At 58.9% G+C, this 22,663-nt stretch carries 22 protein-coding genes and 2 pseudogenes; 9 read left to right on the forward strand and 15 right to left on the reverse strand.

From position 1 onward, the window contains the following. Window positions 1-151: 151 nt before the first annotated feature. A pseudogene (locus ACZ3HH_RS15645) lies at window positions 152-502 on the forward strand (alpha/beta fold hydrolase); the annotation flags it as partial. 50 nt (window positions 503-552) lie between these two features. Here the strand turns inward: ACZ3HH_RS15645 and ACZ3HH_RS15650 are convergent. From ACZ3HH_RS15650 to ACZ3HH_RS15690, 9 genes and pseudogenes are all read right to left on the reverse strand, one after another. Then, complete coding sequence (locus tag ACZ3HH_RS15650) at window positions 553-2,313, reverse strand: isocyanide synthase family protein (RefSeq protein ID WP_465805729.1); 1,761 nt, start codon at window positions 2,311-2,313, stop codon at window positions 553-555. A 27-nt stretch (window positions 2,314-2,340) separates the two neighbouring features. Then, on the reverse strand, window positions 2,341-3,057 hold the full coding sequence (locus ACZ3HH_RS15655) for an HAD family hydrolase (RefSeq protein WP_465806081.1): 717 nt from the start codon (window positions 3,055-3,057) through the stop codon (window positions 2,341-2,343). Further along, window positions 3,057-4,052, reverse strand: a complete 996-nt coding sequence (locus ACZ3HH_RS15660; protein WP_465805730.1) for an L-tyrosine/L-tryptophan isonitrile synthase family protein — start codon at window positions 4,050-4,052, stop codon at window positions 3,057-3,059. The genes ACZ3HH_RS15655 and ACZ3HH_RS15660 overlap by 1 nt, the downstream gene beginning before the upstream one ends. 234 nt (window positions 4,053-4,286) lie before the next feature. Beyond that, window positions 4,287-4,748 (reverse strand): annotated as a pseudogene (locus tag ACZ3HH_RS15665) (GNAT family N-acetyltransferase); the annotation flags it as partial. Between the two features lie 257 nt (window positions 4,749-5,005). Beyond that, the gene (locus ACZ3HH_RS15670; protein ID WP_460146442.1) at window positions 5,006-5,452 is read right to left on the reverse strand and encodes an NUDIX hydrolase; all 447 of its coding nucleotides are present in this window, start codon (window positions 5,450-5,452) and stop codon (window positions 5,006-5,008) included. Window positions 5,453-5,530: 78 nt separating this feature from the next. Beyond that, window positions 5,531-6,079: a cupin domain-containing protein gene (locus tag ACZ3HH_RS15675; protein WP_008068184.1), complete on the reverse strand. Its 549-nt coding sequence runs from the start codon at window positions 6,077-6,079 to the stop codon at window positions 5,531-5,533. A gap of 548 nt (window positions 6,080-6,627) precedes the next feature. Then, complete coding sequence (locus ACZ3HH_RS15680) at window positions 6,628-7,911, reverse strand: NAD(P)/FAD-dependent oxidoreductase (RefSeq protein WP_465805731.1); 1,284 nt, start codon at window positions 7,909-7,911, stop codon at window positions 6,628-6,630. A 52-nt stretch (window positions 7,912-7,963) separates the two neighbouring features. Further along, on the reverse strand, window positions 7,964-9,454 hold the full coding sequence (locus tag ACZ3HH_RS15685) for an aldehyde dehydrogenase (protein WP_465805732.1): 1,491 nt from the start codon (window positions 9,452-9,454) through the stop codon (window positions 7,964-7,966). 237 nt (window positions 9,455-9,691) lie between these two features. Next, window positions 9,692-11,068 (reverse strand): glutamine synthetase family protein, encoded by a 1,377-nt coding sequence (locus tag ACZ3HH_RS15690; RefSeq protein WP_465805733.1) that lies wholly within the window; start codon window positions 11,066-11,068, stop codon window positions 9,692-9,694. Between the two features lie 280 nt (window positions 11,069-11,348). On the opposite strand from ACZ3HH_RS15690, the gene ACZ3HH_RS15695 reads away from it, so the two are divergent. The 5 genes from ACZ3HH_RS15695 (at window position 11,349) to ACZ3HH_RS15715 (ending at window position 16,589) form a co-directional block, all read left to right on the forward strand. Further along, the gene (locus tag ACZ3HH_RS15695; protein ID WP_465805734.1) at window positions 11,349-12,110 is read left to right on the forward strand and encodes a gamma-glutamyl-gamma-aminobutyrate hydrolase family protein; all 762 of its coding nucleotides are present in this window, start codon (window positions 11,349-11,351) and stop codon (window positions 12,108-12,110) included. A 282-nt stretch (window positions 12,111-12,392) separates the two neighbouring features. After that, a complete protein-coding gene (potA, locus tag ACZ3HH_RS15700; RefSeq protein WP_030128944.1) occupies window positions 12,393-13,535 on the forward strand; it encodes a polyamine ABC transporter ATP-binding protein in 1,143 nt (380 codons plus the stop codon). A 29-nt stretch (window positions 13,536-13,564) separates the two neighbouring features. Then, window positions 13,565-14,446, forward strand: coding sequence for an ABC transporter permease subunit (locus tag ACZ3HH_RS15705; protein WP_465806083.1), 882 nt, complete (start codon window positions 13,565-13,567; stop codon window positions 14,444-14,446). Then, window positions 14,443-15,327, forward strand: a complete 885-nt coding sequence (locus ACZ3HH_RS15710; RefSeq protein ID WP_465805735.1) for an ABC transporter permease subunit — start codon at window positions 14,443-14,445, stop codon at window positions 15,325-15,327. The genes ACZ3HH_RS15705 and ACZ3HH_RS15710 overlap by 4 nt, the downstream gene beginning before the upstream one ends. Window positions 15,328-15,491: 164 nt before the next feature. Then, entirely contained in the window at window positions 15,492-16,589 is a 1,098-nt protein-coding gene (locus tag ACZ3HH_RS15715; protein ID WP_465805736.1) for a polyamine ABC transporter substrate-binding protein, read from the forward strand. 200 nt (window positions 16,590-16,789) lie between these two features. Here the strand turns inward: ACZ3HH_RS15715 and thpR are convergent, their stop codons facing one another. Further along, complete coding sequence (gene thpR / locus ACZ3HH_RS15720) at window positions 16,790-17,329, reverse strand: RNA 2',3'-cyclic phosphodiesterase (RefSeq protein WP_465805737.1); 540 nt, start codon at window positions 17,327-17,329, stop codon at window positions 16,790-16,792. A gap of 125 nt (window positions 17,330-17,454) precedes the next feature. On the opposite strand from thpR, the gene ACZ3HH_RS15725 reads away from it, so the two are divergent. Then, a complete protein-coding gene (locus tag ACZ3HH_RS15725; RefSeq protein WP_465805738.1) occupies window positions 17,455-17,649 on the forward strand; it encodes a hypothetical protein in 195 nt (64 codons plus the stop codon). Window positions 17,650-17,663: 14 nt separating this feature from the next. Here the strand turns inward: ACZ3HH_RS15725 and ACZ3HH_RS15730 are convergent, their stop codons facing one another. Next, complete coding sequence (locus ACZ3HH_RS15730; protein WP_465805739.1) at window positions 17,664-18,017, reverse strand: DUF1428 domain-containing protein; 354 nt, start codon at window positions 18,015-18,017, stop codon at window positions 17,664-17,666. Between the two features lie 16 nt (window positions 18,018-18,033). Then, on the reverse strand, window positions 18,034-19,095 hold the full coding sequence (locus ACZ3HH_RS15735) for a hypothetical protein (protein WP_465805740.1): 1,062 nt from the start codon (window positions 19,093-19,095) through the stop codon (window positions 18,034-18,036). A gap of 99 nt (window positions 19,096-19,194) precedes the next feature. On the opposite strand from ACZ3HH_RS15735, the gene ACZ3HH_RS15740 reads away from it, so the two are divergent. Both ACZ3HH_RS15740 and ACZ3HH_RS15745 read left to right on the forward strand, forming a co-directional pair. Continuing rightward, window positions 19,195-19,650, forward strand: a complete 456-nt coding sequence (locus ACZ3HH_RS15740; RefSeq protein ID WP_465805741.1) for a hypothetical protein — start codon at window positions 19,195-19,197, stop codon at window positions 19,648-19,650. Next, window positions 19,647-19,916, forward strand: coding sequence for a hypothetical protein (locus ACZ3HH_RS15745; RefSeq protein WP_465805742.1), 270 nt, complete (start codon window positions 19,647-19,649; stop codon window positions 19,914-19,916). Before ACZ3HH_RS15740 ends, ACZ3HH_RS15745 begins: the two co-directional genes overlap by 4 nt. On the opposite strand, the gene ACZ3HH_RS15750 is transcribed toward ACZ3HH_RS15745, so the two are convergent. From ACZ3HH_RS15750 to ACZ3HH_RS15760, 3 genes are all read right to left on the reverse strand, one after another. Next, entirely contained in the window at window positions 19,906-20,577 is a 672-nt protein-coding gene (locus tag ACZ3HH_RS15750; RefSeq protein WP_465805743.1) for a DUF2238 domain-containing protein, read from the reverse strand. The genes ACZ3HH_RS15745 and ACZ3HH_RS15750 overlap by 11 nt on opposite strands. Window positions 20,578-20,667: 90 nt before the next feature. Then, a complete protein-coding gene (locus tag ACZ3HH_RS15755) occupies window positions 20,668-21,300 on the reverse strand; it encodes a Vgb family protein (RefSeq protein ID WP_465805744.1) in 633 nt (210 codons plus the stop codon). A 37-nt stretch (window positions 21,301-21,337) separates the two neighbouring features. Next, window positions 21,338-22,558: a helix-turn-helix domain-containing protein gene (locus ACZ3HH_RS15760; protein ID WP_465805745.1), complete on the reverse strand. Its 1,221-nt coding sequence runs from the start codon at window positions 22,556-22,558 to the stop codon at window positions 21,338-21,340. Between the last annotated feature and the right edge of the window lie 105 nt (window positions 22,559-22,663).

Here is a 22,663-nt window from a genome sequence, read left to right on the forward strand (position 1 = left end):
GTGGCGTCGAAAGCGGCCACCAAGGCAGCTTCCGTATCAGAAGTTTGCCGGGTGTTAGCGTTGATAATTTCGGTCTCATCCGCCCAAATATTCCGAAATACAAAGTCGTCGGAAAGCAATACCCATCCCCGGCATTCAACAGTGAGCGAATCTGGACCGGCCCTGGAACGAGTTCGCGGGTGCCCCCAGCAACGTGGATGAAAAAACCCGTCAGCACTACGCCACGCTCTATGCCCGCCCCGGCGCGATGCGCGCAGCCTTCGCTCAGTTCCGCAGCATTCGTCAGGATGAGGTGGACAACAAAGCGTCGATGGCGACGCGGCTGACGATGGCGGTGCTGGCCATCGGCGGTGAAAAATCTTTTGCCAGCAATGAAGCGATCGTGATGCGCAATGCGGCGGATAAAGTCACGGAAGTCGTGATTCCGGGGGCCGGACATTGGCTGATGGAAGAAGCGCCAACGGAGACTATTCGAGCGATTCGCGACTTCATCGCGCAGTGATGGAGACTTCTCGCAAGGCCCTGTCTCCAGGGCCTGCAAGACAACAGCAATCAGTAAACCTGCACCCGCCACAACTCCCGCGACGAAGAACCCGCCGACATCGGCAGCCTTCCATGCAGCGTCCGATAGTTATCAATCAACACCAAATCCCCTTCACTCCATTGATGAGCAATCATGCACTCCGGGTCATAAACCAGCGCATTGACCTGTTCGAGCAGCGCCTGCTGAGCCTCCTCGTCATGGTCCTGCACAGACTGACTCAAGGTCTGCAGTGTCGAGTCAGTGCCCTCTTGATAACGCAGGATGAGTTCGCCGCTGCGGGGGTGATGATCCACCAGGCTGTACATGCGCGGCGAGCCACCGAAGTAGGTCATTTTGGTGTAGTAGCTGATGTTCACCGACTGCCATTGCCGGGCGACTTGCTGCCCGACTTTGCGCAGTACGTTTCGGCTGTCGACGATGGTGGTCTGGCCCTCGCCCGGCTGCGGCGCTGTCTTGCAATACAGCATGAATTTGCTGGCGCAGAATTTCGGATTGCGCTGAACCTGTGCGTCGCTGTCGGGCAGCATGTTCAGGTCCCAGTGCAAAGGCGTTTTCTCTAGCGAGTGCACCACGCCTTGGGGTTTGTCCGCAGGTTTGACCACATGCACGGCGCCGAAGGCCCATTCGTACAGCGTGCCGAAGCGTTCGCAGCTGCGAGCAAAACTGTCCTGATCGTCGAAGCGACAGCCCTTGAGGCAGACGAAACCAAAGGTTTCCACCAGTGCTTCCAGCAGGCCGGTGGACAGTCGTTCGAAACCCAGCCCCAACGGGTCTCGCACCACCAGGCCAAAGAGCGGAAGTTTTTGCAGTTCGTACTCGAAGCCTTGCGCCTGTGGGTTTTCTGTTTGGTGGTAGAGCCACGGCCGCCCGTCATAGGTGACCAACACGTGGTGGTCGAGGTCGACCTGGGCGCGGGTGCGAAGGGTTTGGCTGCCATCGAGGTTGCACACCGGCACGGCATGCCAAGGGCTGTAAACACGGTTCAGCCCCTCGGCCAATCCGAAGGTGAACTTAGGTCCGGCATTGCTGTACTGGTGGACCGACAAGCGAATGTCATCGCCGAAGAAACGGTCCACTGCCGCATTCAATGCCTGCCCTCGATACATCATTTGGTAGGCTTTGAAATTGATTTGCTGCAGGTACTCATCCTCGCTCTGCCCGTCCTCACGGCACAGTCGCAGATCGTTATAGAGGTGACTGCAGAGGTGGTCATGGGCCTGGCTGAGGGATTCATCGTGCCGGCTCTGCTCGATCAGATCCCCAAGGTTTTTCCAGGGCAGACGGGCCTGCTTGACCAGGCTGGCGCGAACCGACTCGGCACTTTGGGCCTGTGGGAACAGGTCCTCCATGCTGACCCACTGAATCGTGTGGGTGGTGCACAGTTCACGCAACGCCCGGTTGTAGGCGACGCGAACGTCGTCGGCAACGCCAACGATGTCATTGAAGGTCGTGCCGTCACTGAGGATCGACACCACACAACCCGGTGCATGCAACGCGGCGATGGTTTGACCGAGCTGGTCGAGGCGCTCGATGGCCATGACTTCGCCATAATCCGGCAGCACGCCGAATGTCTGGTCAGTGGCGTTTGGCGACTTGCAGGGGAAGCCTGGCAGTACCAGGCGCACTGGCAGGCTCTGATCGAAGCAGTGTCCCAGGCGTAGCGCGAGATGCGCTCTGCCTTGTGCTTCGAAACAATCATCCGTGCCCTTGAGCAGATAACCCGCGAGCAAATCGCTGACAGCAGCGATCCATGTGTCTCTATGTTCCATAGAACAACTTCCTTGAGAGAGTGTGTATCAATAGGATTTAACGGTATCGCCATGTTCGGTGAATGCATGCGCTGTTCCGCAGACTTGCTGCAGAATGCGTAGCAATCCGGCCGGCTGTTCGCAGCAGAAGTTCGGGGCCTGGGCCTGCAATGTTGAGGTCATGCCATATCCCCAGGTGACCGCCGCCGAGTACATGCCTGCAGCACGGGCGGTCTTCAGATCGATCTCGGTGTCACCGACGAACAAACAGCGTTGCGGATCAACCGACAATCGCCGGGCAGCTTCCCATGCCACCTCCGGCTGAGGTTTGAGCGCCCTGCCCGCGCGATGCCCCAGAATCGTCCCGAAGGTATTCTGTGGAAGCAGCGCATCGGCTACTTGCCGGGCCATGTCCTCGGTCTTGTTGGTGACGATTGCCAGCGGCACTTGCAATTGGCGACAACCTTCAAGCAAGGCAAGCACACCGTTGAAGGGTTGGGAAAATTGAACCAGGTTGTTTTGATACAGCGCCACATAGCGCTGGTGCAGGGCGACCGCATCGGCGATGCCAAACTGCGTGGCAACCTGCTCGATCATCGCTGTGACCCCGCCGCCGATGTAACCCCTCACCGTTTGCGCTGTCTGCGCCGGGCAACCGTGTTCGAGCAACACCTGGTTCAGGCACCAGGTGATGTCAGGCAAGGTGTCGACCAAGGTCCCATCCAGATCGAAGAGTACGGCTTCGACCCGCAACCGAGACGCCATCATTGAGCACTGGCGTAGTGACAAGGACGCCCCTTGCGGAACACCAAGCGGTGGTAACGTTCATCGACATTGCTGCGTTTTTCGAGGGTGACCACACCCCGTCGATTGATGGCCACCGAATGCCAGGGCGTACGCCACAGGTCACTGGTTGGCACCAACCGGATACCGATCTTCGTCGACACCGCCAGTTGCGGGTGAATCGACAGGCGCAGGCAATGTGGGTAGCGCGCCTGTAACAGAGCACTCCAGGCTTCACTGCGCTGGATCACCCGCTGCGAGGCCGGTTTGGCGATTTTTTTCACCGCATTAAGGCTCATGCCGGCGAATACTTTGAGGCCCGAGTAATCCTCGGAAAGGAAGCGATGGATGCCGCAGTACATCAACATCATGTGCGGATCATCCTTGAAACGCTGCTGCAACAAGACCAATGACTGGCCGTGCTCGATCATCATCTCCTCACGCATGGCGTCCAGACAATCAAGCGGAGGATAGGCATCCCTGAGGTCGAAATGAGCGAACGAGCCGGGATAGTGCTGTTCGGCGTAGTCCTGGATAGCGTCGGTGTAGGCTTTGACGTCTGCATCGGGAACATGCACCAGGTCAGAGAACACATAGCCATCGGAGCAGATATGAATCAGCGCTCCCGGTGCGTAGATCTCCTGGATCTCATTGCACAGGCGATGTAACTCGTCGATTGCGTGATGTTCAGCAAGATCAGGCAGATGGCTGAGGGTTTTCTTGCGGCTGGGCGACTTGCCCGGGAAGGCTGGCAAGACCATTTCGATCTGGCGACCGCACTCGACCGCTTGCATTACCTTCGCCAGATGGGGTTCCAATACCTGCAATGAAAGCTCGGAATCCTGCCCCGGGGCAAGGCTACGACGCCGAAACAGGCATTCGAGGATTTGCTCGGCAATGTTCATGTGTGGGGTGTGCTGATGCGTATGCACCCGCTGACCGCACACCTGTTGAGCAACGGTGTTTGAACCTTGCATAGACAATCCCTTGTGAGGTGAATAACGGACACCTCGATCTGGCGAGCATTCTCGCCTGAGTGGGTGTCCGGTTTCATTAGACGACGACCATTTTTTGGCCGTCAGCAGATATTCCTTACCTGCGGGCGGCTAAATTCCTACAAGTCGTGAGGGCTGTCAATCGTGGCAATCAGGAATATTGCGGGTTACACGAGTTCCTCCGGGTCTGCCGTCGGTGAAGCAATCAATCCTGTCTAGCGCTTTCACCATCGGGACACAAGCCAGCTGAAGCCCGGAGGGCGAATGGTAAATAGCAGGTTCATCAGCCACGAAACCGCAACGCCGATAAAAGTCAGCAGCGTTCAACGTGGCGTCCAGATTGATCTCCTTCAGCCCCAGATCTCGCGCCAGGCATTCAAGGTAGTCCAAGACTCTCAAGCCAATGCCTTGTTGCATAAAGCTTGGGAGCACGAAGATCGCGCCGATTTCGCTCCTCTCCAGATCAAGCATTCCTGTCGCCACCGGCTCACCCTGAATACAGCCCAGATAAAAGTGTTTATCCATCAGTTCGCTATACCCGTCCTTGGCTGCTCCTGCCGTCCAGGCCAGCATTTGCTCCGTGGTATAGGCGCCGATGCATTGATGCCGTATCGCTTGAAGGCGAATGTCGAACGCCGTTTGGGCATCGCTGTGCGTGGCGCGTCTAATCTCGAACATTTCATTCTCCGTTAGCCATCGGTAGACGGAGAACTAAAAAGCCCCGTCCATTTCTGGCGGGGCCTTGGGTAATTACGTCAAATCCTGTGAACGCATGACCTCATGGCCCGCCGGAAGCGGTCATGGACGTGCACATCATGTTCATTTGGCGTGTGTAGGTCATGGGCTGATAGTGTTTTGGATGATCCGGGTTGTCAATCGTGGAGCGGAAGGACCAGGAGAAGTCCCCTCAAGTCACTCCTTTGTTGCTTCAGATATCAATCCAGCAATGCGACTTTCTTCAGTAGCTCGTAAAGTCCATCTGGAACCAAAGGTGACCCATTAGTGAAGCTTGCGACGCCATGCCATTTCGCTATGAAGGCCGTGCCGTCACTCTCACACGCCTTCAACTGCGGCAATTCGTAGACGCTCGCATCCACAAATTTTGCATCGTACACCTGAACAATTTCATGCCCTGGAGTGCCGGCATAAGTGAAGATGCTCTCAAGCGTACCGAGTAAGCGAACATCAGAGATGGATAACCCGAGTTCCTCTTGTACCTCTCGCACAACTGCCTGGACACTGGTTTCGCCGAACTCGATGCCTCCACCGACCGGGCGGAAAAACGTCTGTTTTTTTACTGAGTCGTAAGCTTCGTTGACCAGAATTTTTCCGTTGTGATGGAAGACGCAGAGTGCGAGGGGGCGGATGCGTTGTGTGGTCATGAGGTGAAGTCCATTTACTTTGAAAAAGCCCGTAGCAACTACCGATGGCTGCTACAGGTTTGTTGTTCGCTATCGATATCAGAAGTTAGCCGGGGTGTTGGCGCTGATGATTTCCGCTTCATCCTGCCCAATATTGCGAAACCGATGCGGCAGCGTCGTCGGAAAGTAATACCCATCCCCGGCATTCAGCACACTAATCTGACCATCAACGGTGAGCTCAACCGTGCCACGGGTTACGAGCCCACACTCCTCCCCTTCAGCATGCACGATGGGCTCTTCACCAGAGCTGGCCCCAGGCGCGTACTGCTCGCGCAACAACCGCATCTGCCGACTCGGCACCGAAGCGCCAATCAGCAACAACCGCAGCCCGTGACGCCCGAGATCTGGCTGTTCATTGGCGCGGAACACGTATTGATGCTCACGCGGCGGTTGGTCGAAGGTGAAGAAGTCCGCCAAGGACATGGGTATGCCTTCGAGCAGTTTTTTCAGCGAGCTGACGGAAGGACTGACGCGATTCTGTTCGATCAGGGAAATGGTTGCATTAGTGACGCCGCTACGCCGGGCCAGCTCGCGCTGGGACAGTTTGTAGCTTTCGCGTACTAATTTGAGTCGTGAGCCCGTGTCCATGACAGCCTTATGCGAAGAATACTTAAGGGGTAATGGGGGTGGGTAGCGGGCGACTGGTGGCCGCGGATTACGCCGTTTCCCGTCCCGGAACCGTGAAAGGCGGGTATTAAATCACGTTTGTCGGTATTGCTCAGCAGGTTCGATAAACGGCTATGAAAAAAGCCTGCGGGCCCCTGATTCCAGTCGCTCAGGTGCGGAAATTGTGGGAGCGAGCCTGCTCGCGATGGCGGTGTGTCGGGCGCCATCGATGGAGGCTGATGCGGCCTCATCGCGAGCAGGCTCGCTCCCACAGTTTTGGTCCGGGTTGACCACTAATTTGATGTTCGGCTTGGATCCTTGTGGGAGCGGGCTTGCCCGCGATGGCGGTATGTCAGGTGACATCGATGGAGGCTGATGCGGCCTCATCGCGAGCAGGCTCGCTCCCACAGTTTTGGTCCGGGTTGACCACTAATTTGATGTTCGGCTTGGATCCTTGTGGGAGCGGTGCCCTGCTATGACTGGCATTGGTCGGCGGCACATTTTTGGGATGGCCGCCGGTAAGGTTCTACTTAGATGCCGAAACGGTCGCGTAGCGCGTAATACGCGGCGCCCATGGCGGTGAGCGGGGCCTGGAAGGTGCGGCCGCCGAGCATGGGCATGTGTGGCAGGGAGGCGAAGGCGTCGAAGCGTTCGGCGTCGCCGCGGATCATTTCCGAGATGAGTTTGCCGGCCAGGTGTGAGCAGGTGACGCCGTGGCCGCTGTAGCCTTGCATGTAGTAGGCGTTCTTTTCGATGCGGCCGAATTGCGGCATGCGTGACATGGTCAGCAGGAAGTTGCCGGTCCAGCGGTAGTCGACTTTCACGTCCTTGAGTTGCGGGAAAGTCTTGAGGATTTTCGGTTTGATCAGTTGTTCGATGTCGTCCGGCTCGCGGGCGCCGTAGACCACTCCGCCACCGTACAGCAGGCGGTTGTCGGCGGTGAGGCGGTAATAGTCGAGCAGGTAGTTGCAGTCTTCGACGCAGTAGTTGTTGGTGATCAGGCTGCGGGCGACTCGTTCGGACAACGGCTCGGTGACGACGATTTGCGAACCGCAGGGCATGCTTTTGCGCGTGACGCGGTTGTCGAGGTCTTGAGGCAGGTAGGCGTTGCCGGCGATCAACAGGTACTTGGCCCGCACCACGCCTTTGGCGGTGCGCACGGTGATCGGTTCGCCGTAGGTGATTTCCACGGCGGCGGATTGTTCGTAGATTTTGCCGCCCAGGCTGATAATCGCAGCTGCTTCACCGAGGGCCAGGTTCAGCGGATGGATGTGGCCACCTTGCATATCGAGCAGGCCGCCGACGTAGTTGTCGCAACCCACTTCGCGCTTGATGTCAGCGGCGTCGAGCATTCTCAGGTTTTTGTTACCGTAGCGCTCCCAGCTGCGCTTCTGCTCGGCCAGGCCGTTGAGTTGCTTTTTGTTCAGCGCTGCGAAGATGCCGCCGGGGCGATAGTCGCATTTGATGTCGTACTCTTTGATGCGCGAACGGATGATGTCGGCGCCCTCAAAGATCATGCTGCCGAGCACTTCAGCGGTTTTGTCGCCGTAGCGTTCTTCGATGACATCGACGTCGCGGCTGTAGGAATTGACCAGTTGGCCGCCGTTGCGACCGCTGGCGCCGAAGCCGACTTTGGCGGCTTCCAGTACGGTGACGCTGTAGCCCGCTTCGCTGAGGAACAGCGCCGAGGACAGACCGGTGTAGCCGGCGCCGATCACGCAGACGTCGCACTCCACCAATTCTTCAAGAACCGGGTAATCACCGATCTGATTACGGGTCGCAGCGTAGTAGCTGTTTACATGAGTCTGTTTCATACGTTTCTCCGAGGGCCGCCAACATATGCCGGCGACCGCCGCTGTAAAGGTGTTAGAGCTTGATCCAGGTCGCTTTGAGTTCGGTGTATTTGTCGAACGCGTGCAGCGATTTGTCCCGACCGTTACCCGACTGCTTGAACCCGCCGAACGGCGCGGTCATGTCGCCGCCGTCGTACTGGTTGACCCAGACGCTGCCGGCGCGCAAGCCGCGAGCGAAGGTGTGGGCCTTGCTGAGGTTGCTGGTCCACACGCCAGCCGCCAGACCGAAGATGCTGTCGTTGGCGATCTGCAGGGCTTCTTCAGCGGTGTCGAAGGTGATCAGCGACAGCACCGGGCCGAAGATTTCTTCCCGGGCAATGGTCATGGCGTTGGTCACGCCGTCGAAAATTGCCGGCTCCACGTACAGGCCACCGGTGTCTGCGAGGGTACGATTGCCGCCGGCGATCAGGTGTGCGCCCTGATCTTTGCCGATCTGGATATAGCGCAGCACGTTCTCCAGTTGGCGCTGATCGACGACCGCGCCGACGGTGGTTTCAGGATCGAGGGCATGCCCCGGTTTCCAGGCTTGCAGTGCTTCCACCAGCAACGGAATGAACTGCTCGCGAATCGAGCGCTCCACCAGCAGACGTGAGCCGGCGGTGCAGACTTCGCCCTGGTTGAAGGCAATCGCACCAGCCGCTGCTTGTGCTGCCGCGCGCAAGTCCGGCGCATCGGCGAACACCACGTTCGGGCTCTTCCCGCCCGCCTCCAGCCAGACCCGCTTCATGTTGCTTTGCCCGGCGTAGATCAGCAGTTGCTTGGCAATCGCAGTGGAGCCGGTGAAGGCCAGCACGTCGACATCCATGTGCAACGCCAACGCTTTACCGACGGTGTGACCGAAGCCTGGCAGGACGTTGAACACGCCTTTGGGGATGCCGGCGTCGAGGGCCAATTGCGCGATGCGAATGGCCGTCAGCGGTGACTTTTCCGAAGGCTTGAGGATGAACGAGTTGCCCGCCGCCAGGGCTGGGGCGAACTTCCAGCTGGCCATGATCAGCGGGAAATTCCACGGCACGATGGCGGCGACCACGCCTGCTGGTTCGCGGGTGATGAGGCCCAATTGGTCGTGCGGTGTAGCGGCGACTTCGTCGTAGATTTTGTCGATGGCTTCGGCGCTCCAGCGGATCGCATTGGCGGTCGCCGGGATGTCGATGCTCATGGAGTCGCTGATCGGTTTGCCCATGTCCAGGGTTTCGAGCAGCGCCAGTTCTTCCTGGTGTTGCAGAATCAGATCGGCGAACCGAATCAAAATGCGCTTGCGTTCTGCGGGCGCCAACCGCGCCCAGATACCGGATTCGAATGTACGGCGCGCGACGGCGACTGCCGCATTGGCGTCGGCTTCATCGGTGCTGGCGATGTTCGCCAGGAAGCGACCGTCTACCGGGCTGACGCATTCGAAGGTATCGCCGCTGAGTGCCGGGCAGTATTGACCGTCGATGAATGCGCGGCCTTCTAGTGTGAGGGACTGGAAGCGTTGCTCCCAGTCGCTGCGAGTGTTTGTCATTGTTGTGACTCTACGCAGAGGAATAGTTGATCGTTGGATTGACCGACTGCCAGTCAGTTAAAGATTTGAAATGCAATCCCTGTGGGAGCGGGCTTGCCCGCGATTGCGGTGTATCAGGCGCCATTAATGTTGACGGTGATGACGCCATCGCGGGCAAGCCCGCTCCCACAGGGTTGGCGGTGTACACATGATCTGTGCACGCCCACCTTTCATCCTTGACTGACGGTTTTTAGCCAATCAAACCGTATGCAAGTACCAGTTGTACTCAAGGTCCGAGATGGAGTTTTCGAACTCGGCCAGCTCGCTTTCCTTGCACGCGACAAACACGTCGATGTACAGCGGGTCGATGTAGCGCGCCATGACTTCGCTGTCGTCCAGCTCACGCAAAGCATCGCGCAGGTTGTTCGGCAGGCTTTGCTCGTTCTGCTCGTAGCTGTTGCCTTCCACCGGGGCACCCGGTTCGATTTCGTTGGTCAGGCCGTGGTGAATACCGGCCAGCACTGACGCCATCAACAGGTACGGGTTGGCATCGGCGCCGGCAACACGGTGCTCGATGCGCACGGCATCCGCCGAACCGGTGGGCACGCGTACTGCCACGGTACGGTTATCGATGCCCCAGCTTGGCGAGTTCGGCACATAGAACTGCGCGCCGAAACGGCGGTACGAGTTGACGTTCGGGCACAGGAAAGCCATTTGCGCCGGCAGGGTCTCGAGCACACCGCCGATCGCGTGACGCAGTGCGGCGTTCTGCTCGGGATCCTCGCTGGCAAAGATGTTGTTGCCTTCTTTGTCGAGAATCGAAATGTGCACGTGCAAACCATTACCCGCCTGGCCCGGATACGGTTTGGCCATGAAGGTGGTGTCCATCTCGTGGTCGTAGGCGATGTTCTTCACCAGACGCTTGAGCAAAACCGCGTAGTCGCAGGCCTTTATAGGGTCGCAGACGTGATGCAGGTTCACTTCGAACTGCGCCGGAGCACTTTCCTTGACGATGGCGTCGGCAGGAATGCCCTGCTCTTTCGCGCCTTCGAGGATGTCTTGCAGGCAGTCGACGTACTCGTCCAGATCGTCGATCAGGTACACCTGAGTCGAGTGCGGACGCTTGCCGGACACCGGCGAGCGTGGCGACTGCGGACGACCGTTCACGTTGTCCTGGTCGATCAGATAAAACTCGAGTTCGAAGGCTGCGCAAATGGTCAGGCCCATGTCATCGAACTTGCTCACCACCTGACGCAACACTTCACGCGGGTCAGCGAAGAACGGCTGGCCTTCGAGTTCGTGCATGGTCATTAACAGCTGCGCGGTCGGGCGCTTCTGCCAGGGTTCGATGCTGAGGGTATTGGGGATGGGGAAGCAGATTCGATCCGAGTCGCCGATGTCCAGACCCAGGCCGGTGCTTTCCACCGTAGAGCCGTTGATGTCCAGGGCAAACAGTGACGCCGGGAGGTTAATGCCTTTTTCGTAAACCTTATGAAGACTGGTGCGTTCGATGCGCTTGCCGCGCACCACACCGTTCATATCCGCAATCAGAAGGTCGACGTACAAAACCTCAGGATATTTCTTAAGGAATGCGTTTGCTTCGTTGAGTTGAACGGCACGCAGAGGGACCGACATGATGCACCTATTAGCTGTTAATTATTATGTTCACTTCACGTTCACGAGCCCAGTCAACCCGAACGGCAAAGTGAAGTCAATAGCGAACAGACGGCCTCTCACCCTTTATTTTATGGCCTTTTTTGGGCTCGATAGTGCCACATCAGTCTTGCGCACCGCGTAAATCCTGAAGATATGACGTGTGGCGTTTAGAATTTTTTACATGAGAGTTGTTAATTAAAATCAACAAGGCTAAGCTCCGGAAAAGCTCGTTCAAGTGTGAAACTTCGAGGTGATAAAAATGGCATTCAAGCCATTGATCGGCGTTACTGCGTGCGTCAAACAGATTGGCCTGCACCCCTACCACGTCAGCGGCGACAAGTATTTGCGTGCTGTCAGCGTCGCGGCTTTGGGGTTGCCAGTGGTCATTCCTTCCTTAGGCGATCTGACCGAAATCGATGACCTGCTCGCGCAGCTAGACGGTCTGTTGCTGACCGGCTCGCCATCAAATGTGGAACCCTTCCACTATCAAGGCCCGGCCAGTGCCCCCGGCACGGATCACGATCCGCAACGGGACGCCACCACCCTGCCCTTATTGCGCGCAGCCATCGCCGCCGGCATTCCGGTGCTCGGCATCTGCCGGGGCTTTCAGGAAATGAACGTGGCGTTCGGCGGCAGCCTGCATCAGAAGGTGCATGAACTGTCCGGCTACCTCGATCACCGCGAAGCGAATCACCCGGACCTGGCTGTGCAATACGCGCCTGCTCATGCGGTGAATGTGCAACCGGGCGGTGTATTCGAAGCGCTGGAGTTGCCGCAGGTATTCCAGGTCAATTCGATTCACAGCCAGGGCATCGACCGACTCGCTCCCGGCCTGCGCGCTGAAGCTGTTGCACCGGATGGTTTGATCGAGGCGATCTCCGTCGAGCACAGCAAGGCCTTCGCCGTCGGCGTGCAATGGCACCCGGAATGGCAGGTGCTTTCGAATTCCCCCTATTTGAGTATTTTCCAGGCGTTTGGCGAAGCGTGCCGGCAACGGGCGGCGCTGCGTAATACGCGCTGACTTCAAAAACCATTCAACGATTTAACTGCCCCGTGAGTCTGGCGGGCGTGCCTTTGCGCGCCGGTTGCTCACGTAATAGATGAACCGCAATAACAACAAGTACGACCCGGCAGCCAGGATGGCGGCGCCGAATAAGCCCGACTGGTACGGGTCAGTGATTCAAACGCAAGCCCGCTCCCACAGGGGGTCGCGTTATGACTGGCACCGTACGGCTTGGGCTTGCAATCAACTACTAAGTCAGGCCGCGTTGGCCCGACGACTGAAACCTGTTGGGAGTTTCATATGGCAAACGCCTCCAGCATCTACAGGAAGGCTCTTGAAGGTCACCAGGCACCGAAAAAGGTGTTGGTGAAAGTCGACCGCGTCACCAAGAAATTCGACGAAACCACCGCCGTGGACGATGTATCCCTGGAGATTCATCAAGGGGAAATCTTCGCCTTGCTCGGCGGTTCCGGCTCGGGTAAATCGACGCTGCTGCGCATGCTCGCCGGTTTCGAGCGCCCGACCGAAGGGCGGATTCTGCTCGACGGTGTCGACATCACCGACATGCCGCCGTACGAACGGCCGATCAACATGATGTTCCAGTCCTACGCACTGTTCCCGCACATGACGGTGGCGCAGAACATCGCCTTCGGCCTCAAGCAGGATCGTTTGCCTGCCAGCGAAATCGACGCCCGTGTCGAAGAGATGCTGCGGCTGGTGCACATGACCCAGTACGCCAAACGCAAGCCGCATCAGTTGTCCGGCGGCCAGCGTCAACGTGTGGCACTGGCGCGCTCGCTGGCCAAGCGACCGAAGCTGCTGTTGCTCGACGAACCAATGGGCGCGCTGGATAAAAAGCTGCGTTCGCAGATGCAATTGGAGCTGGTGGAAATCATCGAGCGCGTCGGCGTGACCTGCGTGATGGTGACCCACGACCAGGAAGAGGCCATGACCATGGCCGAGCGCATCGCGATCATGCACTTGGGCTGGATCGCCCAGATCGGCAGCCCGGTGGACATCTATGAAGCACCGGTCAGCCGCATGGTCTGCGAATTCATCGGCAACGTGAACGCTTTCGACGGCACCGTGGTCGAGGACCTGGAAGGTCACGCGATCATCCACAGCCCGGATCTGCAACAGAAGATCTACGTCGGCCATGGCGTGAGTACGTCAGTGCAGGACAAGTCGATCACCTACGCCATCCGCCCGGAAAAAATGCTGGTCAGCACCCTCAAGCCCGAGACTCGCTACAACTGGTCCGAAGGCAAGGTGCATGACATCGCCTACCTCGGCGGCCACTCGGTGTTTTATGTGGAATTGCCCGGCGGCAAGATCGTCCAGTCGTTCATGGCCAACGCCGAACGCCGTGGCGCGCGCCCGACCTGGGACGATCAGGTCTACGTGTGGTGGGAAGACGACAGCGGCGTGGTACTGCGCTCATGAGAACCTTCAATCAGCAGTTCCTGCGCCTGGTGCCCAGCGGCCGCAAACTGGTCATCGGCATTCCGTTCCTGTGGCTGTGCCTGTTTTTCCTGTTGCCGTTCTTCCTGGTGATGAAGATCAGCTTCTCGGAAGCGGCGCTGGCCATTCCTCCCTACTCCGAGATTTACACCTTCGCCGAACAGAAATTTCAGTTGCTGCTGAACCTCGGCAACTACTCGTTGCTAACCGCAGATGAGTTGTACATCTCGGCCTACTTTGGCTCGTTGAAGGTCGCGTTTTTAAGCACGCTGATGTGCCTGGTGATCGGTTTCCCGATGGCCTATGCGATCACCAAGGCCAACAAGGAAACGCAGAACGTTCTGCTGCTGTTGATCATGATGCCGACCTGGACCGCAATCCTGATCCGCGTCTATGCGTGGATGGGCATCCTCAGCAACAACGGTTTGCTCAATGCGTTCCTGATGTGGACCGGGCTCACGTCGCAGCCGATCGAGATCCTCAATACCAACACGGCGGTGTACATCGGCGTGGTCTATGCCTACCTGCCGTTCATGGTGTTGCCGCTGTACGCCAACCTGGTGAAGCACGATCAAAGCCTGCTGGAAGCCGCATCGGACCTGGGCTCCAGCAACTTTAACAACTTCTGGAAAATCACCGTGCCGCTGGCCAAGAACGGGATCATTGCAGGTGCAATGCTGGTGTTCATTCCGGTGGTCGGTGAGTTCGTGATTCCGGAACTGTTGGGCGGCCCGGAAACCCTGATGATCGGCCGCGTGCTGTGGCAGGAGTTCTTCAACAACCGCGACTGGCCGGTGGCATCCGCCCTGGCGGTGGTGATGCTGGCGATTCTGATTGTGCCGATCCTGCTGTTCAACCGCAGCCAGGCCAAAGAGATGGAGGGACGGGGATGAAACGCTTCGGATTTTCAAAGTTCATGCTGATTTTCGGCCTGTCGTTTATCTACCTGCCGATGCTGATTCTGGTGATCTACTCGTTCAACGCCTCGAAACTGGTGACGGTGTGGGGCGGCTGGTCGGTGAAGTGGTACGTCGGCCTGCTCGACAACTCGCAACTGATGGGCTCGGTGGTGCGCTCGCTGGAAATCGCCTGCTACACCGCGATTGCCGCCGTGGCGCTGGGCACCCTCGCCGCTTTCGTGCTCACCCGTGTGACGCGTTTCAAGGGTCGTACGCTGTTTGGTGGTTTGGTGACGGCGCCGTTGGTGATGCCGGAAGTGATCACCGGTCTGTCGCTGTTGCTGCTGTTCGTGGCCATGGCGCAGTTGATTGGCTGGCCAATGGAGCGTGGCATCGTCACCATCTGGATCGCTCACACCACGTTCTGCGCAGCGTATGTGGCGGTGGTGGTGTCGGCGCGCTTGCGTGAGCTGGACCTGTCGATCGAAGAAGCAGCCATGGACTTGGGTGCGCGGCCGTTCAAGGTGTTCTTTCTGATTACCATTCCAATGATCGCGCCGTCACTGGCGGCGGGCGGCATGATGTCGTTTGCCTTGTCGCTGGATGATCTGGTGTTGGCGAGTTTCGTCTCTGGCCCAGGCTCGACAACGTTGCCGATGGAAGTGTTCTCGGCGGTGCGTCTGGGTGTGAAGCCTGAGATCAATGCCGTGGCCAGCTTGATTCTGTTGGCGGTATCGATCGTCACGTTCCTGGTCTGGTACTTCAGCCGCAAGGCCGAAGCCACGCGCAAACGGGCGATCCAGGAAGCGATGGACCAGACCGCCAGCGAGTCGTGGCAGCAGCCGAAAAACCAGCGAATCGAAGCGACAGCTTAGTGCTGCGGTTCAGTTAACTGTGGCGAGGGAGCTTGCTCCCGCTGGGCTGCGAAGCGGCCCCAAAAATTCTGGCAACACTTGCCTATTTTGTGAGTGCTGCGCACTCAAGCGGGAGCAAGCTCCCTCGCCACAGGTTCTATAAAAAAGAAAATGGAGTTGTACCGATGAAAATGTTTGGCAGGACTCTGCTGACACTGTCCTTATTGGGCGCGATGGCTACCGGTGCCCAGGCCAATGACAAGGTATTGCGCGTCTACAACTGGTCGGATTACATCGCCCCGGACACGGTCAAGAAGTTCGAAGACGAGACCGGCATCCGCGTGACCTACGATGTGTTCGATAGCAATGAAACCCTTGAAGCACGCTTGCTGGCCGGTAAATCCGGTTACGACATTGTGGTGCCGTCCAACAGTTTCCTGGCCAAGCAGATCAAGGCTGGCGTCTATCAGCCGCTGGACAAATCCAAGCTGCCAAACTGGAAAAATCTCAACCCGGTGCTGCTGAAAAACGCCTCTGCCAGCGATCCTGACAATGGTCATGCTTTCCCGTACATGTGGGGTTCGATCGGCATCGGTTACAACCCGGCCAAGGTCAAGGAAGTGCTGGGCACTGATGCGCCGGTGAACTCTTGGGACCTGCTGTTCAAACCGGAAAACGCTGCGAAGCTGAAAGCCTGCGGCATCAGCTTCCTCGATTCGCCGACAGAAATGCTCCCGGCCGCCCTGCACTATCTGGGCTACCCGGTGAACTCCCAGGACAAGGCGCAGATCGTTGAAGCCGAAGCGCTGTTCATGAAGATTCGGCCGTCGGTGGCTTATTTCCATTCGTCGAAGTACATCTCCGATCTGGCCAACGGCAACATCTGCGTCGCCGTCGGTTACTCCGGCGACGTGCTGCAAACCAAGGCCCGCGCCAAGGAGGCCGGCGACAAGGTGAAGATCGAATACAGCATCCCGAAAGAAGGCGCCGGCAGCTTTTACGACATGGTTGCCATCCCACGGGACGCGGCCAACGTCGACAATGCCTACCTGTTCATGAACTTCCTCATGCGTCCGGACATCATTGCCGAAGTCACCAACAGCGTCGGTTACAGCAACGCCAATGCGGCGGCCACGCCACTGGTGGATGAAGCCATTCGCGACGACCCGGGTTCCTACCCACCGCAAGCGGTGATGGCGACGCTGTATGCGATTCCAGACATGCCGATCGGTATTCAGCGGGTGATGACCCGGGGCTGGACGCGGGTGAAGCTCGGTAAGTAAATGCGCCACACTCCCTGTCCGGCCCGCTCCCCCTGTAGGAGCGGGCCGGACACAAAATATGTGAACCACACCAATCAAATGTGTCTCTTCCCCATTTTCCGTTCACGCAGCGCCTTACCACCGCTGCACTCCTCTCAGAAGAACGGCTTCACCTGGCTTCCTCGGTTAAGGTGAATTTCAGGCGCTCTCGGGCGCCTTTTTTATGCAGAAATCAGCGGCCATTCGGCCAGTGCCCGGTACCGGCCTTTATGGGATTCGAACAAGGTGAAGCGATCAGCACGCAGGAAAAACTCTGGCGGCGTAGCGGATTCGGGGACCGGCGCCCGGTAGTCGCGCATGAGGGTTAAATGCGGGCGAAATTCCCGACGGGTGTCCTCGAAGCCGAACGGCAACATGGCCTGCTCCAGCGCATACACCAAGCGCAGCAACTGCGGTTCTGCCTGCTCGGGCGCCAGCAACAAAACCCCGGAGCGACGCCAGACTTCCAGTCGATCAAGCACAACCGTCAACGGCATGCCGGGCATCTGGACATTGGCGGCGGCCTCGCAGACGCCCGCTATCTGCGCCATCCCCACCGTACCGAGAAACAGCAGCGTCAGATGAAAGTTTTCCGCCGGCACCGGGCGCCCGACGTTGAGCCCCAGCGCATTGCGCCATTGGGCGATGGCCCGGCGTTGTTCGGGGGCGCAGTTCAGGGCGAAGAATAGCCGTTTGAACGGCTCACGATTTTCATCGCTCATATCTGGCACCTCAAGGCTTCTGGACCCTTTGATTTTACAAAGGGATACCACACCAGCAAGTGCATTTCTGGCACCTGTCGGCATGCGCGTTATAGTTGAAGCAACCGAATCGACGGGAGGACGCCATGCGTCAGATCATCAGTAAAGAGCCATGGTGGGCCGTGCCACCGAAGCCCGGCCAGGATGAGTCCGAACTGGAATGGGGCTGGCTGGTTCACTACAACGAAGGTGAGCCGCGCTTCGAGTTCATCAAGGAGCGACCAACGGACAGCGAGATTCGTAACCGCAAGAGTTGCAGGATCACCCCGACGCCGGAGTGATCCTGCGATTGTGTTCAGGCTTTGACGATCATATCGAAACCGCCAAAAATCATACGCTGACCGTCAAACGGCATTGGATTGACGTCGGGTTGCATCCGCGGATCGCTCATGAGTTTCGCCATCCCGGCGTCACGGGTGGCCTTGTCCGGCCAGATGATCCAGGAAAACACCACGGTTTCGTCTTCCTTGAGTTTTACCGCCATGGGAAACGAGGTCACTTTGCCATCAGGGACATCGTCGCCCCAGCATTCGGCGAGGCTGATTGCGCCGTTTTCCTTGAAGATTGCGGCAGCGGATTGTGCGTGTTGCTTGAATTTTTCGCGGTTGGCGGTGGGCACCGCAAAGACGCAGCCATCAACGTAAGCCATGATCGTTCTCCTCGGGTTATGGGTTGATCTGGTGGGTAGTCGAATCAGCGTGGCTAAAATCGACAGTTCCCGCGTCCAGACCGACCGACGGCTCGACGGTTCCCTCCAGGCTGCCCTCGATTTGCCTGGCCATGTACAACGTTCCGGCCATGACGCCGGTGGCGGGGTTATCCACCAGCTTCACCCATGCCTTGTCGAACGAGTTGCCCAGGCTGCTGCGGATCAGCGCTTCACTATCAGGCCGATCGTTGGCCTGAATAATCGCGCGCACCCCGGCCACTCCTACGGAAATCAACGCCCCGGCCGCCTTCCCCGCCATTGCTGCCACTGCACCGGCCGCCCCTCGTGGGGCCATTTCGGCTTCTATTCGCTTACTGGCACGCTTGGCCACCGGTGTCATGCCGGCGTCCGTCGAGGCGATACCCTTCTCGCCACCCGCCGTGTGAATCTTTTCGATCAGCGCCAGATAGGCCGGCAATGTGCTCAGTTCGGTGTGTACCACCTGATACAACGAAGCGTCACGGGCGGGCGGCGGGCCCAGTGAGATAGCTGGAATTTTCTGGATACGACCGTTGAGCTGCGCCATCGGCACGCCATGACGTTTGGAGATAACCTCGAGTTGCTGACCCATCAGCTGCACGTAAAACTCTGTCGCCTGGCTGAGGATCGCGTTGGGGTCGATCTCCACCGCCACCGGCTCCAGCACGCGCTGGTGGTACTGCTCCAGCAGATAGGCCGCCAGGCGTTTGGCCGACGCATCCTGCTCATCCCCGGCATTGATGGCGTACCAGCTGACCTTCAACGACAGCCATTCCTGGGTCCAGTAGCTGCTGAACCACGGAATAAAGACTTCTTCGGTCTGCTGATAAACCCGCGTGCGCCAGTGCTCCATGGACCCGCGGGCGTAGACCCTGGCCTGTTCGGTGGCCTGTTGCGAAGCGGCGACAATCTCCCGGTCCACCTGCTGCCAGGTGCTCTGGGACACCACCACCGGCACCACCACTACCGGGGCAGGCGTGGGCGTGACGCATCCCGCCAATATCACCAACACAGCGACGATCAGCGAACGCAGGTTCAAGATCGCGGTGTCCTACAGTCTTCGCCGAACGGAGTGTTCGACGCTAAAGAACGTGCTGATTTGAGTATAGGTCGGGGGCGGGCTCCGTCCGTCAGATGAATGGATGGCGCCCTCAAAGACTTGATTGCAGAGCCAGGCAGTTGTTACTCGAAGGAAACATCACACCTGTGGCGAGGGAGCTTGCTCCCGCTGGGGCGCGTAGCGGCCCCGAAACCTGCCACCGTGGTGGTTCAGATAGAACGCAGGCGTCTTTTTTACGACTGCTTCGCAGCCGAGCGGGAGCAAGCTCCCTCGCCACAATGGATCACCTGGGTCCCTATTTTCTCTGCGCAGGTCGCCACCATCATTCACATCAATATTCATCATCGCCACGAATGCCTTCCGCAAAAAAACCGTCAGGTGCAGGATCAACCTCATCCCCATTTGAACCCCGCACCGGAGGGGCAAATCATGTTGATCCATCTCCTGACCTGCCTGGCCCTGACGGCCGTCACCCTGACCCTGTTTTCCCGCTTGGTGCTGGATATCGGTCAAACCGAGGAGCCAAAATCATGATTTATGCCATCAGCCTCGCCGTGAGCTTTCCGGTGTTCGGCAGCAACTACTATTCGCAGCAGGTCGTGTCTCGCAAGGCAGTCGCGCTGGTGTTCGACGAGCACTTCGAGGCCTTGCTGATGCCGGCAGCGGCCAACCACTTCAGTAACGAAGTGGTCGGGCTCAACGATCAGTTCCGCTTTTTGAATGATGTACTGGCTGAGCACCTGCTGGAGACTGAAATGGCTCAGCATCCGTCACGGGCGAAACAAGCGTTCACTTTCTGACACCCTGGGTGATGTTGTCTGATGACGCGCTTCGATGAAACAACCGTCGCCGGAACCAGACAACCAATAACATGCAGAACGCACCTGCCACTGCCAGCGCCATGTCGGCCTGAGAGTCCCATGGGTCATTTTGTGCAGCGACAAATGCCTTAGCCGTGTCTTTTCCCAGGTACTGCCCACCTATCCATTCCACGATTTCATAGACCGCCGAGGTCGACAGCACGATGTTCAGCGCGACAAAAGCAACCCAGAAACCGCGCAGCGGCGTGATTCGTACAAGCACTTCCCGAATCGGATACACCATCAAGAGTCCATACGTCAGATGGACCAGCCGATCGTAATGATTGCGTTCCAACCCAAGGGCTTTGTTGAGGCTGACCCCGGTCAAGGCTGAGCACCAGCGGTCGTAGGGCACCAGTGCATAGGTGTAGTGCGACCCGAGTTCATGAATGCAGAGAAATACGAACACCAGACTGATGGAAACGGCAGATAGACGGAACCGTCGGGAGACGCCCACCAAGACCATCACCAGCAGCAGGGCCAGCAGATTTTCCAGGACCCAATCCACTCGGCTATGGGGGGAAATACCCAGCGCTGCGACGATCAAAAGAAACACGATCAACAGCGCCAGGTCGTATCGCGGATGTGCCTTCGGTTGCATGGCTTGAGCCCCTCAAAAGGTCTCGCTCGGCCACTGTAGATTAGTTCCATTCGCGCACCGCAGATACGACCCGACACCCGTCACAAAGGCTCATTCAGGCCGCCGCACTGCCCTCACCTTTCCGCTGTTGCCGCCACCACAGAAAAACCGGTCGTGCCCATCGAACTCAAGTCCCGACACGCCGACACCAGATGGCATCTGGACGCTCTCCAACACCTCGCCCGTGGCCGGGTCGACTCGCCGCAACTCACTCTCGTCACCCTCCCAGGTGCCGTGCCATAGATCGCCCTCAACCCAGGTCACCCCGGTGACGAAGCGGTTGGATTCGAGCGTGCGCAGCACTGCCCCGGTCTGGGGATCGACCTGATGAATCTTGCGCTCGCGATATTCGCCGACCCAGAGCGTCCCTTCGGCCCAGGCGAGTCCCGAGTCACCACCGCCGCCGGGCGCGGGGATCGTAGAGAGCACACGGCCGGTCTGTGGGTCGATTTTCTGGATGCGATCCTCGGCGATCTGAAACAGGTGTTGACCGTCGAAGGCTGTGCCGGCATGGGCGGAGACATCGATCGAGCGCAGCGTCTTGCCGCTCGCAGGATCCAGGGCGTTGAGTTTGTCGCCGGAGGCAAACCAGACCTGCTGGCCGTCATGGGTGACGCCATGCACGCTGTCGACACCTGGAAAAGGTCCGTATTCGCGGATGATTTCGGCCGTTGAATGTTTCATGTCTTGCTCCTCGTTCACTGGGTTGGTGAAGTCGATGCTAGTCACTCGGCAGCAACCCTGTGAGTAACAATACCGTCGCGAATCCCGGAACCGGCGGGGTCATCCAACGACGGGCGCGGCCGTGACCGAATGACTGCACTTTGTCGACAGCCGCCAGCCTGTCGAGGGCTCGTTGCACGGTGCGTTGACTGGCGCCAAGCGCCAACGCCAGGGCCGAACTCGACCACGATTCGCCGTCGGCGAGGAAGGCGAGCAGCGTCGCATGCTGCTCTTCGACAGGCCGCGCCAGCACCACGACGTCACGCGCATCGTGAGGCACCAGCGCAAACCCTCGCGGCGTCGCGACGACATCGGCGATCAAGTGCAGCGCCGCGCGCAGCCGCCCGAGTTCGACGCGCAACCGCGCGCGATGGGAGTCATCCGCGCATTTCATCCGAAAGGCGCGCGCAATCAGCGTCTCCCTCGGCACGTCGGCGGGCCACGCTTCGCCCAGCGCCCGGGCGAGCGCAAATAGCACCGGCCGCCGGGCGAGTGGAACCGCTGAGCCTGCGTCGCGCACGACATACCGGCACGCGTCCACGACCAGTGTGGGGGATGCCAATAACGCTTCAATTTCATCGAGTAGCAGTGGCCGTTCCTGACCACCGACAATCAGCCGCGCCGCCGGTGTGTCGAGGATGCGGGCGGCGCTTTCGACCTCGGCCGTCAACGCGGGGATAGCAGCGTGTTGTGCAGCACGCTCGGCCCGTTCAAGTGCTGCGCGCGCCGCTTTTGTTTGCAGGCGGCGCATCGCGATGCCTGCCACGACCAGTTCGTAGGCTGCCCTCGATGCGGGCGGTAACGGCTTCGGATCAAGCTCGGCGAGCCGATGTTCGGCCTCGTCGAGGTGCCCGATCAGCAGCAAGCGGCGGATCTCGAGGTACCGCGCATGGGCGGCGTTGACCCAATCGCCGTGCGCCTGAAGCGTTGCCCGCGCGGCGTCGAGTGCCTTGGTTGGCCAGTTCAGGTCCCGCGAGGCGAGCGCGATCTCGGCTTCGGCGACGACACATCGCGCCCGGGCCAGGGCCTCCTTCGGCCCGAAAGCACGTGCGGCGCTGCGCACCAGCGCCTTCGCGCGCGCCAGATCGCCCAACTGCGCCATCGCGATGCCGCGAAGCGCGAGGGCCGGCGCATCGTCGCGCAAGGCGATGCGGTTCAGCGCGCCGAGGGGATCACCCACCGCGAGCGCACGGGCCGCTGCCGTGATCAGCGAATCCATCTGAAGCGCGCCACCTGTCACCCCCACCGTTCGATGCCCGCTGATCAGTCTATCTCACGACCGCATAGCCGCACGCCGATCCGCTATGGGAGCCGCTTACTTGAT

This window comes from Pseudomonas sp. PME37.24/025, assembly GCF_055556615.1.

Coding starts and splice junctions, on each gene's coding strand:
- ACZ3HH_RS15715 (WP_465805736.1), top strand. CDS start 15,492: ATGAAAATGTTTGGCAGGACTCTGCTGACACTGTCCTTATTGGGCGCG.
- ACZ3HH_RS15680 (WP_465805731.1), bottom strand. CDS start 7,911: ATGAAACAGACTCATGTAAACAGCTACTACGCTGCGACCCGTAATCAG.
- ACZ3HH_RS15725 (WP_465805738.1), top strand. CDS start 17,455: ATGCGTCAGATCATCAGTAAAGAGCCATGGTGGGCCGTGCCACCGAAG.
- ACZ3HH_RS15675 (WP_008068184.1), bottom strand. CDS start 6,079: ATGGACACGGGCTCACGACTCAAATTAGTACGCGAAAGCTACAAACTG.
- ACZ3HH_RS15685 (WP_465805732.1), bottom strand. CDS start 9,454: ATGACAAACACTCGCAGCGACTGGGAGCAACGCTTCCAGTCCCTCACA.
- ACZ3HH_RS15655 (WP_465806081.1), bottom strand. CDS start 3,057: ATGGCGTCTCGGTTGCGGGTCGAAGCCGTACTCTTCGATCTGGATGGG.
- ACZ3HH_RS15660 (WP_465805730.1), bottom strand. CDS start 4,052: ATGCAAGGTTCAAACACCGTTGCTCAACAGGTGTGCGGTCAGCGGGTG.
- ACZ3HH_RS15745 (WP_465805742.1), top strand. CDS start 19,647: ATGATTTATGCCATCAGCCTCGCCGTGAGCTTTCCGGTGTTCGGCAGC.
- ACZ3HH_RS15755 (WP_465805744.1), bottom strand. CDS start 21,300: ATGAAACATTCAACGGCCGAAATCATCCGCGAATACGGACCTTTTCCA.
- potA (WP_030128944.1), top strand. CDS start 12,393: ATGGCAAACGCCTCCAGCATCTACAGGAAGGCTCTTGAAGGTCACCAG.
- ACZ3HH_RS15760 (WP_465805745.1), bottom strand. CDS start 22,558: ATGGATTCGCTGATCACGGCAGCGGCCCGTGCGCTCGCGGTGGGTGAT.
- ACZ3HH_RS15650 (WP_465805729.1), bottom strand. CDS start 2,313: ATGGAACATAGAGACACATGGATCGCTGCTGTCAGCGATTTGCTCGCG.
- ACZ3HH_RS15695 (WP_465805734.1), top strand. CDS start 11,349: ATGGCATTCAAGCCATTGATCGGCGTTACTGCGTGCGTCAAACAGATT.
- ACZ3HH_RS15670 (WP_460146442.1), bottom strand. CDS start 5,452: ATGACCACACAACGCATCCGCCCCCTCGCACTCTGCGTCTTCCATCAC.
- thpR (WP_465805737.1), bottom strand. CDS start 17,329: ATGAGCGATGAAAATCGTGAGCCGTTCAAACGGCTATTCTTCGCCCTG.
- ACZ3HH_RS15730 (WP_465805739.1), bottom strand. CDS start 18,017: ATGGCTTACGTTGATGGCTGCGTCTTTGCGGTGCCCACCGCCAACCGC.
- ACZ3HH_RS15750 (WP_465805743.1), bottom strand. CDS start 20,577: ATGCAACCGAAGGCACATCCGCGATACGACCTGGCGCTGTTGATCGTG.
- ACZ3HH_RS15690 (WP_465805733.1), bottom strand. CDS start 11,068: ATGTCGGTCCCTCTGCGTGCCGTTCAACTCAACGAAGCAAACGCATTC.
- ACZ3HH_RS15740 (WP_465805741.1), top strand. CDS start 19,195: ATGGATGGCGCCCTCAAAGACTTGATTGCAGAGCCAGGCAGTTGTTAC.
- ACZ3HH_RS15710 (WP_465805735.1), top strand. CDS start 14,443: ATGAAACGCTTCGGATTTTCAAAGTTCATGCTGATTTTCGGCCTGTCG.